We start from the raw sequence: 12393 nt of genomic DNA on the forward strand, positions 1-12393 counted from the left end.
TCTCCCACGACCTGCGCCCGCCTCACCGAAGAGAGCCGAGAATGCCCGAGTCCGTACCCGTCGTCCAGATGAGCGACATCTCCATCTCGTTCCCCGGCGTCAAGGCGCTCGAAGACGTGAACTTCCGCATGTTCCCCGGCGAGGTGCACTCGCTCATGGGCGAGAACGGCGCCGGCAAGTCGACGCTGATCAAGGCGCTCACCGGTGTCTACAGCCTGGACTCCGGCACCATCTCCGTGGCAGGCGAGCAGGTCGCCTTCACGAGCCCGGCGCAGGCGCAGGATGCCGGAATCAGCACGGTCTACCAAGAGGTGAACCTGCTGACGAACCTCACGGTGGCCGAGAACATCATGCTCGGGCGCGAGCCGCGGCGCTTCGGCGCCATCGACTGGCGGGCCACCCGCCGTCAGGCGGCCAAGGTGCTCGCCGGCCTGAACCTCGACATCGAGCCCGGCTCCCTGCTCGGCTCGCATTCGCTCGCCGTGCAGCAGCTCGTCGCCATCGGACGGGCCATCAACATCGACGCGAAGGTGCTCATCCTCGACGAACCGACCTCGAGCCTTGATGCCGACGAGGTCGCGGAGCTCTTCCGGGTGATCCGCTCCCTGAAAGAGGAGGGGGTCGCGATCCTGTTCGTATCGCACTTCCTCGACCAGGTCTACGAGATCAGCGATCGCCTGACCGTGCTGCGCAACGGCGCGCTCGTGGGGGAGTACCTGACGGATGAGATCCTGCGCATCGAACTCGTGCAGAAGATGATCGGCAAGGAGCTCGTCGCCCTCGACGCCCTGGAGACCAAGGCGCGGGAAGCGACGACGGGTGCCACCGACGAGGAGCCGTTCATCGAGGCGATCGGCCTCGGCCGCAAGGGCGCCATCGAGCCGATCGACCTCAAGGTCTACGAGGGCGAGGTCGTCGGGCTCGCCGGCCTGCTCGGCTCGGGGCGCACCGAGCTCGCCCGCATCCTGACCGGCATCGACCGGCCGGACGCCGGCGAACTGCGCGTGGCGGGACACCGGCAGCGCTTTCGGACCCCGCGGCAGGCGCTCTCGCGGCGCGTGGCCTACTCGTCGGAGAACCGCCGAGCGGAGGGCGTCGTCGACGAGTTGACGGTGCGCGACAACATCGTGCTCGCCTTGCAGGCCGACCGCGGCTGGGCTCGGCCCATTCCGAAGAAGCGGCAGGATGAGCTGGCCCAGAGCTACATCCAGGCGTTCAACATCCGCCCGGCCAACCCCGATGCGCTCGTGCGCAACCTCTCGGGCGGCAACCAGCAGAAGGTGCTGCTCGCCCGCTGGCTGGCCGTCGCCCCCCGGCTGCTCGTGCTCGATGAGCCGACCCGCGGCATCGACGTGGGGGCCAAGGCCGAGATCCAGAAGCTCGTGGTGAACCTGGCCGAGAACGGTCTCTCGGTCGTCTTCATCTCGGCCGAGCTCGAGGAGGTGCTGCGGCTGAGTCACCGCATCGCCGTGATGCGCGACCGCCGCATGGTCGCCGACCTCGAGAACGACGACCTCACCGTCGACTCGCTGCTCGCCCTCATCGCCGAGGGCTCGACCATCGAAGGAGACGTCGCATGAGCGCCCTCGCCCGCTTCGCCGCCAGCAGGCTGTTCTGGCCGGTCGTGCTGCTGATCGTGCTGTTCGTGATCAACCTCATCGCATTCCCCGGCTTCTTCGCCATCACGATCACCAACGGCCACCTGTTCGGCAGCCTCATCGACATCGTCCGCAACGGATCGCCGACCCTCATCATCGCCGTCGGCATGACGCTCGTGATCGCCACCCGCGGCATCGACCTCTCGGTGGGTGCCGTGTGCGCGATCGCGGGGGCCATCGCCTCGGCGATCATCCTCGGATCGCCGGAGCCCGGCAACGTGGGCGTCGTCATCCTGGCCGTCGTGGTGGCGCTCGCCGTCTGCCTCGTGCTCGGGGTCTGGAACGGCTTCCTCGTGGCGGTGCTCGGCATCCAGCCCATCATCGCCACGCTCATCCTCATGACGGCCGGGCGCGGCATCGCCATGCTCATCACCGAGGGCCAGATCATCACGGTGAACTCTCCGCCCTTCAAAGAGCTCGGATCGGGGTTCGTGCTCGGCCTGCCGATCGCGACCGTGATCGCGGCCGTGCTGTTCGCCTTCGCGGCCATCATCACGCGGCGCACCGCCCTCGGCATGCTCATCGAGTCGGTGGGCATCAATCCAGAGGCCAGTCGGCAGGCGGGCGTTCGGGCGCGCGGACTGCTGTTCACGGTGTACACGTTCTGCGCCGTCTCGGCGGGCGTTGCGGGCCTCATCCTCACCTCGAACCAGACGGCGGCGGATGCGAACAGCACCGGGCTCTTCATCGAACTGGATGCGATCCTCGCGGTCGTGATCGGCGGCACCTCGCTCGCCGGCGGCCGCTACTCGCTCACCGGCACGCTGGTCGGCGCGCTGGTGATCCAGACGCTCGTCACGACGGTCTACACCGTCGGCATCCCGCCCATCGCGACGATGGTCTTCAAGGCGGCCGTCGTGACCGCCGTCTGCCTTCTCCAATCCCCGACGACGAACGCCGCCTTCGGCTCGTGGCGACGACGCCTCGCCGTGCGCGCCGGAAAGGAAACGGTCACCTCATGAGCTCGACCCCCGCATCCGCGCCGGGCCCGGTGCCGCGTTCCGCCGGCGGAATGCTCGCGCAATCGGTGCACGCCGTGCGCGAGACCTTCCGCAGCCCCAAGTACGGGCCGGTGCTCGTGACGGCGTTGCTGCTTCTTCTCGTGTTCGTGATCGGCGGTTCCCGCTACCGCGGGTTCGTCTCGCCCCAGGTGATCGTGAACCTGTTCGTCGACAACGCGTATCTCATCGTGCTCGCCGTCGGCATGACGTTCGTCATCCTGACCGGCGGCATCGACCTCTCGGTGGGCGCCGTGCTCGCGCTCTCGGGCATCATCGCGGCGACTCTGCTGCGCGAGGGCTGGGAACCCGGCGTCGTCATCCCGCTCATCCTCGTGCTCACCTCCTTCCTCGGCCTGCTCGTCGGCCTCATGATCCACGTCTTCAAGGTGCAGCCCTTCATCGCCACACTTGCGGCGATGTTCCTGGCGCGAGGGCTCTGCTACGTGATCAGCAAGGATGCGATCGCCATCAACGATCCGGTGTTCACCGCACTGGCTCAGACCCAGATCCCCCTCGGAGGACGGGTCGCGATGTCGCCGAGCGTCGTGATCGCGATTCTCGTGGTGATCGTCGCGTTCATCGCGCTGCACTACTCCCGGCTGGGCCGCACCGTCTATGCGATCGGAGGCAGCGAGCAGTCGGGCACGCTCATGGGCCTGCCCGTGGCGCGCACGAAGGTGCTGGTCTACGTCATCAGCGGCTTCTGCTCGGGCCTGGCGGGAGTGCTCTACTCCTTCTATACGCTCTCGGGGTACTCGCTGACGGGCGTCGGAACCGAGCTCGACGCCATCGCGGCCGTCGTGATCGGTGGAACGCTGCTCTCCGGCGGCTACGGCTTCGTGTTGGGCTCCGTGCTCGGCGTCCTCGTGCTCGGCGTCATCCAGACGATCATCACGTTCGAGGGCACGCTCTCGTCGTGGTGGACCCGCATCTTCATCGGCGCGCTCCTGCTCGTGTTCATCATCCTTCAGAAAGTGCTCACCGCGCGGCGCCGCTAGGCGTCAGGGGCCGGGAGGGATTGGCACGATAATGAGCGGACAGCGCCACGCGTGACGAGCGCCGGATGGGAGCCGACGAAACCGGTGAGCAGGGACGACGACAAAGCGCGCGTCGCGAACATCTTCGATGTCGCACGGCTGGCCGGAGTCTCGCACCAGACCGTCTCGCGGGTGCTCAACGACCTGCCGAACGTGCGCCCGGCGACGCGGCAGCGCGTCGAGCAGGCCATCCGTCAGCTGCGCTACGTTCCCTCGCCCGCCGCCCGTGCCCTCGTGACGAGGCGCTCGCGCACCATCGGCCTCATCATGGCAGGGCATCCCGACTACGGACCATCGAGCGCCGCGCTCAACTTCAATGAGGCCGCACGCGAGGCGCGCTACGCGGTGAGCATGGCGAGCATGCTGCAGACGGATGCGACCACACTGCGCTCCGCGGCCGACATGCTGCTGCGCCAGAACGTGGAGGCGCTCGTGCTCATCTCGCCCGAGCGCCAGGCGATCGAGGCGCTGCAGTCGCTCGAGCTCGGCGTGCCGCTGATCGCCGTCGCGGCCATTCCCGACGGCCGTGGACACCGTGTGGCGCTCGACCAGTACGCGGGGGCGCGCGCGGCGGTCGAGCACCTCATCGCCCTCGGCCACCGCGAGATCCGCCACCTCGGCGGGCCGGCGAGCTCGACCGAGGCCGCGGAGCGGCTGCGCGGATGGCGCGACGCGCTCGCCGACCACGGACTCGTCGCCCGGGAGCCCGTCGTGGGGGACTGGCAGCCGGCGAGCGGGTTCCGTCTCGGAGCCGCGCTCGCCGCCGAGGGCGGCTTCACCGCCGTGTTCGCCGCCAACGACCAGATGGCCCTCGGGCTCATCGCAGCCCTGAACGCGGCCGGGCTGCGTGTGCCCGGCGACGTGAGCGTTGTGGGCTTCGACGACATCCCCGAGGCGGAGTTCTTCGCGCCGCCGCTCACCACCATGCGGCAGGACTTCGACGGCCTGGGCCGCGACATCATGTCCACGGTGCTCGACGTGCTGCGCGACGAGCAGGCCCCCGACCACCGTGCCCGGGTGCCCACCCTGGTGCGGCGCGGCAGCGCCGCGCCGCCCCCGGCGGCGTAGCCGCCGCCTGCGCGCCGCCCGCCGCCTGCCGCCGCCCGCCGCCTGCCGCCGCCTGCCGCCGCCTGCCGCCCGCGCCGCCGCCCGCGCCGGCCGCCGCATCCGCCGCGCCCGTCCCAGCGATTCGGCGGAGTATCGATGCAGGGGCGGGCGCTCCTGCATCCGCCGAGTCACCGACACTCCGCCGGAGCCGCTGGGCGGAGGATCCTTCCGACCTCCTCTCTCGGCGTCACCTCCTCCTTACAGCTCTCTCCACCCGTCCTGCACACCCCGCCATACCGCTCCGATCGTTCCCCAGACGCACGCGAGCGCCCGTTCAGCTGCATCCGGACAGACAACATGAAGAGATGTCCGTCGATCTCGAGTTCCTGTCGTCGGTCGACGGCGGCCTGATCAGCACGGATCTGCTGCGGCAATGCGGAGTGGGACCACGCGGAGTCGATCGTCTGATCGGTCTGGGCGAGATCGTGCGGGTTCGACGGGGCTGGTACGTGTCCGGTGCCGCGTGGGCGGCGGCCGGGCGCGACGAGCGGCACCGCTTCATGGCGCGAGCAACCGACGCGAGCTCGCCGCGCGCACTGACGGTGTCACACCTCTCCGCCGTCGCGATGCATCGGCTGCCCACGATCGGTGCCTGGCCGACGACCGTGCATACCTTCGACGCGGGCGCCTCGGGCGGTAGCAAGGCTGCTCACATCACCTCCCACCGGGGCGGCCCACCGGCCGAGACGGTCATCATCGACGGCGTGCGAGTGGTCTCACTCGAACGAGCCCTCGTCGATGTGGCCATCACCGAATCGCCGGAGAGGGCAGTCGCCGCGATCGATGCCGCGCTTCGGCGCGACCAGGAACGGTACCGAAACGAAGCCAAGGCCCGGCACTCCGCCGGCGCTCCGGCCGTGTTGCCTCCGCTGACGACCGAGGTGCTGCTCGAGATGCTCGACCACGTAGCGCCGCCGTTCCACCGGTCGCGCGCCGAATCGGTGATCGCCTTCGCGGACTCCCGTGCCGGCAGCCCCGGGGAGTCGTTGAGTCGTGTTCGAATGCGTCAGGCACGATTCGTCATCCCCGATCTGCAGGTGAGATTCCCGAACATCCTCGGGGGTTTCGCCGATGTGGATTTCTACCTGGAGGGCATCCGCAGGGTGCAGGAGTTCGACGGCAAACTCAAGTACACGCGCGGAGCCATCGTGAAAGAGGGCGACGACCCGGGGGAGATCGTCTGGCAGGAGAAGCTCCGTGAAGACGCGCTCCGCGGCCAGACCTCAGTCGACAGCGTCGACCGCTGGACGTGGGACATGGTGTTGCCCCTCGCGGGCTTCCGCCGCTTTCTTCTCGAGCGAGGCATGCCGGAGGTGCGCGGTGGCGGGGCGTACCGAGCGAGCGCATGACGCTACGCGCTGCGGCACCGGGCGGAGTGTAGGTGCGTGGGCGGAGGGTGCAGCATCCGCCGAGGTACCGATCCTCCGCCGGCTTGCATGCGCTGCGTACCGGGCGGAGTGTTGGTGCGCGGGCGGAGGGTGCTGCATCCGCCGTGGTACCGATCCTCCGCCGGGTGCCATGGGGTCCGCGGTTGGGCGGAGTGTTGGTGCGCGGGCGGAGGGTGCAGCATCCGCCGAGGTACGGATCCTCCGCCGGGTGCCGGGTGCCGGGTGCCCGGTGCCAGGGGGCTGGCGGGCGGAGGAGCCGAGTCAGTCGCGCTTCGGCAGCTGCTGCAGGGTCCAGGTGTTGCCATCGGGATCGGCGAAGCTCACGAAACGGCCCCAGTCGAGGTCGTTCACCTCGCTAGCATCGACCCCGTTCTCGATGAGGTGCGCCCGCGCGGCATCCGCGTCGGCAACGACGACCTGAATGCTGTTCTGCTCGCCCGGCTTCATACGGATGCCGAGCCCCTCACCGAACGCTATGGAACACGCGGATCCGGGCGGGGTCAGCTGTACGAACCGCGTCGTTTCGTCCACGCGCACATCCCAGTCGTCGTGGAAGCCGACCTTGTTCACGTAGAACTCCTTCGCCCGGTCGATGTCGCTGACGGGGACGAAGATGAGCTCGATCTTCCAGTCCATGGCGTGTTCCTCTCGCTGGCTCGAATACTCCCGGCGGGCGACGGATGCTGCCGGCGCCGCTGCCGATACCCTCACGCTACGCAGGTCCACCGACATCCGCGCCCCGGATTCCGATGAGCGCCTCCGCTCGCGTTGCGCCACTTCGCCGGCCGTTGCGCCAGAAGAACTGGCGCAAGCGCCGCCGAACTGGCGCAACGGTAGGTGGCGCCCGGCCGGCCCCGAGCGGCCCATACGGGCGCGCCAGCAGTGTCGGCGGGTAGTGGCATCGTGATCACCACAGCACCACATATAGGGGTGCGGATGCCGGCGCAACCGACATCCGCGACACGCCGGTCAGAACTGCACAGACGTGGAAATCCCGAAATGGGGGCTGTGAATAACTCAGCGGCGGAAGGCGGAATTACGCCGATGTCATCCGCTTCAGCTGTTGAAAACCGGTGGATAACACGTGGATAACTACACAAATGTAACTACTGCATGTAGTGGGCGTTCCTTTCGCGGAGCACTAGATGTAGTATTGAAGAACAGCCAGTCAGGGGATGCCGCGGCCTGAAAAACCGCCAAGAAGAAGGGGTCTATCAATGACGGTCACCGTCTACACCAAGCCTTCGTGCGTGCAGTGCACGGCGACCTACCGCGCCCTCGACAGCAAGGGAATCACGTACGAGACGCTCGATGTCTCGGCCGATGAGAGCGCCCTGGCCGCGGTCAAGGAGCTCGGCTACCTGCAGGCTCCCGTCGTGATCACCGACGAGGGTCACTGGTCGGGATTCCGTCCTGACAAGATCGAAGAACTGGCCGCCCGACTGGCCTGAGACGCATCCGTTCTTCAGGCACAGCATCACGGAACCAGGCCGAAGAACACAGGAGGTGCTCGTGGTCAATCTGATCTACTTCTCGAGCATCTCGGGAAACACCCACCGCTTCATCGAGAAGCTCGGTCGCCCGGCGGCCCGCATTCCGCTCCTTCCAAAGGATGCGCCGCTGCAGGCGACCGAGCCGTACGTGCTCGTACTCCCCACCTACGGCGGGGGAGACGGCAACGGAGCGGTGCCCAAGCAGGTCATCCGGTTCCTCAACGACGAGAACAACCGGTCACTGATCCGCGGCGTCATCGGCGCCGGAAACACCAACTTCGGCGAGGGCTACTGCCTCGCCGGTGACATCATCGCGGCCAAATGCTCTGTGCCGCACCTGTATCGCTTCGAAGTATTCGGAACACCTGACGATGTACGCACCGTCAACGAGGGATTGGACGCATTTTGGTCAGCACAGAACTCAGCAGCGGCGTAGCCGTGATCGACGCACCGCGTCAGGCGATGGACTACCACTCGCTCAACGCGATGCTCAACCTCTACGGGCCGGATGGGCAGATCCAGTTCGAGAAGGATCGCGAGGCCGCGCGCGAGTACTTCCTGCAGCACGTCAACCAGAACACGGTCTTCTTCCACTCCCTCAAGGAGCGGCTCGACTACCTCGTCGAGAAGGAGTACTACGAGAAGGCGGTGCTCGACCAGTACTCGTTCGAGTTCATCACCAAGCTCAACGACCTGGCCTACTCGAAGAAGTTCCGCTTCGAGACCTTCCTGGGCGCGTTCAAGTACTACACGAGCTACACGCTGAAGACCTTCGACGGCAAGCGCTACCTCGAGCGCTTCGAGGACCGCGTGGTCATGACCGCCCTCGGTCTCGCGCAGGGCGATGAGACCCTCGCCGTGAACCTCGTGGAGGAGATCATCGGCGGCCGCTTCCAGCCGGCGACGCCCACCTTCCTCAACACGGGCAAGGCCCAGCGCGGTGAGCTCGTCTCCTGCTTCCTGCTGCGCATCGAAGACAACATGGAGTCGATCGCCCGCGGCATCAACTCCGCCCTGCAGCTCTCCAAGCGCGGCGGTGGCGTCGCGCTCTCGCTCAGCAACATCCGTGAGGCCGGCGCCCCGATCAAGCAGATCGAGAACCAGTCCAGCGGCATCATCCCCGTGATGAAGCTGCTCGAAGACAGCTTCAGCTACGCCAACCAGCTCGGTGCCCGCCAGGGTGCCGGCGCGGTGTACCTCAACGCGCACCACCCCGACATCCTGCGTTTCCTCGACACCAAGCGCGAGAACGCCGACGAGAAGATCCGCATCAAGACGCTGAGCCTCGGCGTCGTGGTTCCCGACATCACGTTCGAGCTCGCCAAGAAGGGCGAGGACATGTACCTGTTCTCGCCGTACGACGTCGAGCGTGTGTACGGCCAGCCGTTCGGCGACATCTCGATCACCGAGAAGTACCGCGAGATGGTGGATGACCCGCGCATCAAGAAGACCAAGATCAACGCGCGCGAGTTCTTCCAGACGATCGCCGAGATCCAGTTCGAGAGCGGCTACCCGTACATCGTGTTCGAAGACACGGTGAACAAGGCGAACCCCATCAAGGGCCGCATCAACATGTCGAACCTCTGCAGCGAGATCCTGCAGGTGAACACGCCGACCACCTACAACGAGGACCTCTCGTACAAGGAGATCGGCAAAGACATCAGCTGCAACCTCGGTTCGCTGAACATCGCCCTGACCATGGACTCGCCCGACTTCGGCAAGACCGTCGAGACGGCCATCCGCGGCCTGACCGCGGTGTCGAACATGAGCCACATCAGCTCGGTGCGCTCGATCGAAGACGGCAACGACAAGTCGCACGCCATCGGCCTCGGCCAGATGAACCTGCACGGATACCTCGCTCGCGAGCGCATCTTCTACGGCAGCGAAGAAGGCATCGACTTCACGAATATCTACTTCTACACGGTGCTCTTCCACGCGCTGCGGGCCTCGAACCGCATCGCCATCGAGCGTCAGCAGGCCTTCGAGGGATTCGCGGACAGCAAGTACGCGTCGGGCGAGTTCTTCGACAAGTACACGGATGCCGCGTGGCTGCCCTCGACAGCGCGCGTGCAGGAGCTGTTCGACAACGCCGGCGTGCACATCCCGACCCAGGAGGACTGGCTCGCGCTGAAGGCATCCGTTCAGCAGTACGGCATCTACAACCAGAACCTGCAGGCGGTGCCCCCGACCGGCTCCATCTCGTACATCAACAACTCGACGGCCTCGATCCACCCGATCGCCTCGAAGATCGAGATCCGCAAGGAAGGCAAGCTCGGCCGCGTCTACTACCCGGCGGCGTTCATGACGAACGACAACCTGGACTACTACCAGGACGCCTACGAGATCGGCTACGAGAAGGTCATCGACACCTACGCCGCTGCCACCCAGCACGTCGATCAGGGTCTCTCCCTCACGCTGTTCTTCAAGGACTCGGCCACGACCCGCGACATCAACCGTGCGCAGATCTACGCATGGAAGAAGGGCATCAAGACGATCTACTACATCCGTCTGCGGCAGATGGCTCTCGAGGGCACCGAGCTGGAAATGTGCGTCAGCTGCGCGCTGTAGGCATCACACGAACAAGGGCGTCTTGAAGGAGACGTGCATCCACTGCGTCGAAGACGCCGCCCAAGAAAGAGAAGCAGAATGACCCCCGACAAGCTGAAGCTCGTCTCCCAGGTGCAGGCCATCAACTGGAACAAGATCCAGGATGACAAGGACCTCGAGGTCTGGAACCGCCTCGTGAACAACTTCTGGCTGCCCGAGAAGGTGCCGCTGTCGAACGACATCCAGTCGTGGAACACGCTCACCCCCGAGGAGCAGACGCTGACGATGCGCGTGTTCACCGGCCTCACCCTGCTCGACACGATCCAGGGCACGGTCGGCGCCGTCTCGCTGATCCCCGATGCGATCACCCCGCACGAGGAGGCCGTCTACACGAACATCGCGTTCATGGAGTCGGTGCACGCGAAGAGCTATTCCTCGATCTTCTCGACGCTGTGCTCCACCAAGGAGATCGACGAGGCGTTCCGCTGGAGCGTGGAGAACCCGAACCTGCAGAAGAAGGCCTCCATCGTCATGGAGTACTACCAGGGCGACTCGCCCCTGAAGCGCAAGGTCGCATCCACGCTGCTCGAGTCGTTCCTGTTCTACTCGGGCTTCTACCTGCCGATGTACTGGTCGAGCCGCGCGAAGCTCACCAACACGGCCGACCTTGTGCGCCTCATCATCCGTGACGAGGCCGTTCACGGCTACTACATCGGCTACAAGTTCCAGAAGGGACTCGAGCTCGTCAGCCAGGCCGAGCGCGACGACATCAAGGACTACACCTTCAGCCTCATGTACGAGCTCTACGACAACGAGGTGCAGTACACGCAAGACCTCTACGACGGCGTCGGCCTCACCGAAGACGTGAAGAAGTTCCTGCACTACAACGCCAACAAGGCCCTCATGAACCTGGGCTACGAGCCGATGTTCCCGAAGACGGTGACGGATGTGAACCCCGCCATCCTCTCGGCCCTCTCGCCGAACGCCGACGAGAACCACGACTTCTTCTCGGGCTCCGGCTCCTCGTACGTGATCGGCAAGGCCGTGTCGACCGAGGACGAGGACTGGGACTTCTAGGTCGAGTGCCGCAGGTTCCAAGGGGGGCGGATGCTTGGGCATCCGCCCTGAGGAACGGCGTCGTCTCCCGGGTCGTCGACGCTTGTTCGAGCAGGAGGAACTGACGCGCTGACGCGCTTCGACACTGATCGACCGTTTTCGGCGCACGGATGCCGTTCCGCGGTGATCCGCGTATCGTCGAGGCATGTGCCGCAACATCCGCTGCCTTCACAATTTCGAGCCGCCCACCACTGACGACGAGGTGCGCGAGGCCGCCCTGCAGTTCGTGCGCAAGATCAGCGGGTCGACGCGACCATCGCGCGCGAATGCCGAGCCGTTCGAGCGCGCGATCGACGAGATCGCCGCAGCAGCCCGACGGATGCTCGACGACCTGGTGACGAACGCGCCGCCGAAGTCGCGCGAGGTCGAGGCGATCAAGGGCAGGCAGCGCCACGAGAAGCGCATGGAGCGTGAGGTCAGGATTCGCACGGCGTAGGCGCCGGGCGCTCGCAAAGCGTGGGTGGTGGCTTCGCTAGCGCTTCGGCTCGTAGCGCAGGGCGATCGCGCCGGAACTGAACTCCCGCCGCTCCACCAGGCGCAGGTCGACGACATCCGGGAGCCCCGCGAAGAGTGTCGGGCCATGGCCCACGATGCGCGGATGCACGATGAACTCGTACTCGTCGATGAGGCCGAGATCGGCCAGCGCGAGGGGGAGCGTCACGCCGCCCACGTAGAGTCCGCGGCCCGGCTCCTGCTTCAGTCGGGCGACCGCTTCGCCCAGATCGCCGCGGATGAGTTCCGCATTCCAGTCGACGCTGTCGAGTGTGCTCGAGACCACGTACTTCTTCGCGGCGTCGATGGTCTCGGCGAATGGATGCGTCCACTCGGGCATCTCGTCGCTCAGGGGCAGCCGCCACGCGGACTCCATCATGCCGTAGGTCACTCGGCCGAAGATGAGGGCGTCAGCCCGGGCGAGGATTTCGGCCGAATAGCGATGCAGCTCCTCATCGACGATGCCCACTCGATGGTCGACGCATCCATCGAGAGTGATGTTGATCGAGTACCGGAGCGGGCGCATGACTACAGGGTAGCGATCGTCAGCGTGG

12 protein-coding genes are annotated in these 12393 nt (G+C 66.2%); 10 read left to right on the forward strand and 2 right to left on the reverse strand.

The genetic code is table 11. The annotated features are described in order from the left end of the window. Positions 1-41 precede the first annotated feature (41 nt). The 5 genes from WDJ51_RS12725 (at position 42) to WDJ51_RS12745 (ending at position 6152) form a co-directional block, all read left to right on the forward strand. Positions 42-1580 (forward strand): sugar ABC transporter ATP-binding protein, encoded by a 1539-nt coding sequence (locus tag WDJ51_RS12725; protein WP_337852822.1) that lies wholly within the window; start codon positions 42-44, stop codon positions 1578-1580. Further along, entirely contained in the window at positions 1577-2620 is a 1044-nt protein-coding gene (locus tag WDJ51_RS12730; protein WP_337852823.1) for an ABC transporter permease, read from the forward strand. Before WDJ51_RS12725 ends, WDJ51_RS12730 begins: the two co-directional genes overlap by 4 nt. Beyond that, on the forward strand, positions 2617-3657 hold the full coding sequence (gene yjfF, locus WDJ51_RS12735; protein ID WP_337852824.1) for a galactofuranose ABC transporter, permease protein YjfF: 1041 nt from the start codon (positions 2617-2619) through the stop codon (positions 3655-3657). The genes WDJ51_RS12730 and yjfF overlap by 4 nt, the downstream gene beginning before the upstream one ends. 84 nt (positions 3658-3741) lie before the next feature. Continuing rightward, positions 3742-4764 (forward strand): LacI family DNA-binding transcriptional regulator, encoded by a 1023-nt coding sequence (locus tag WDJ51_RS12740; RefSeq protein ID WP_337852825.1) that lies wholly within the window; start codon positions 3742-3744, stop codon positions 4762-4764. 344 nt (positions 4765-5108) lie between these two features. Beyond that, positions 5109-6152, forward strand: a complete 1044-nt coding sequence (locus WDJ51_RS12745; RefSeq protein ID WP_337852826.1) for a hypothetical protein — start codon at positions 5109-5111, stop codon at positions 6150-6152. Positions 6153-6452: 300 nt separating this feature from the next. Here WDJ51_RS12745 and WDJ51_RS12750 read toward each other — a convergent pair whose 3' ends face one another. After that, a complete protein-coding gene (locus WDJ51_RS12750) occupies positions 6453-6827 on the reverse strand; it encodes a VOC family protein (RefSeq protein ID WP_337852827.1) in 375 nt (124 codons plus the stop codon). Positions 6828-7408: 581 nt separating this feature from the next. On the opposite strand from WDJ51_RS12750, the gene nrdH reads away from it, so the two are divergent. From nrdH to WDJ51_RS12775, 5 genes are all read left to right on the forward strand, one after another. Further along, positions 7409-7642, forward strand: coding sequence for a glutaredoxin-like protein NrdH (gene nrdH / locus WDJ51_RS12755; RefSeq protein ID WP_337852828.1), 234 nt, complete (start codon positions 7409-7411; stop codon positions 7640-7642). Positions 7643-7703: 61 nt separating this feature from the next. After that, a complete protein-coding gene (gene nrdI, locus WDJ51_RS12760) occupies positions 7704-8120 on the forward strand; it encodes a class Ib ribonucleoside-diphosphate reductase assembly flavoprotein NrdI (protein ID WP_337852829.1) in 417 nt (138 codons plus the stop codon). Positions 8121-8146: 26 nt separating this feature from the next. Beyond that, positions 8147-10252 carry a class 1b ribonucleoside-diphosphate reductase subunit alpha gene (gene nrdE / locus WDJ51_RS12765; protein ID WP_337852896.1) on the forward strand — a complete coding sequence of 702 codons (2106 nt, stop codon included), beginning with the start codon at positions 8147-8149 and terminating at the stop codon, positions 10250-10252. A gap of 78 nt (positions 10253-10330) precedes the next feature. Beyond that, positions 10331-11308 carry a class 1b ribonucleoside-diphosphate reductase subunit beta gene (nrdF, locus tag WDJ51_RS12770; RefSeq protein ID WP_337852830.1) on the forward strand — a complete coding sequence of 326 codons (978 nt, stop codon included), beginning with the start codon at positions 10331-10333 and terminating at the stop codon, positions 11306-11308. A gap of 184 nt (positions 11309-11492) precedes the next feature. Continuing rightward, positions 11493-11783, forward strand: a complete 291-nt coding sequence (locus WDJ51_RS12775; RefSeq protein WP_337852831.1) for a DUF2277 domain-containing protein — start codon at positions 11493-11495, stop codon at positions 11781-11783. A 36-nt stretch (positions 11784-11819) separates the two neighbouring features. Here WDJ51_RS12775 and WDJ51_RS12780 read toward each other — a convergent pair whose 3' ends face one another. Further along, positions 11820-12365: a dihydrofolate reductase family protein gene (locus WDJ51_RS12780; protein ID WP_337852832.1), complete on the reverse strand. Its 546-nt coding sequence runs from the start codon at positions 12363-12365 to the stop codon at positions 11820-11822. Positions 12366-12393 lie beyond the last annotated feature (28 nt).

The organism is Rathayibacter sp. YIM 133350 (assembly GCF_037404875.1).
In the GTDB taxonomy this organism is placed as follows: Bacteria; Actinomycetota; Actinomycetes; order Actinomycetales; family Microbacteriaceae; genus Orlajensenia.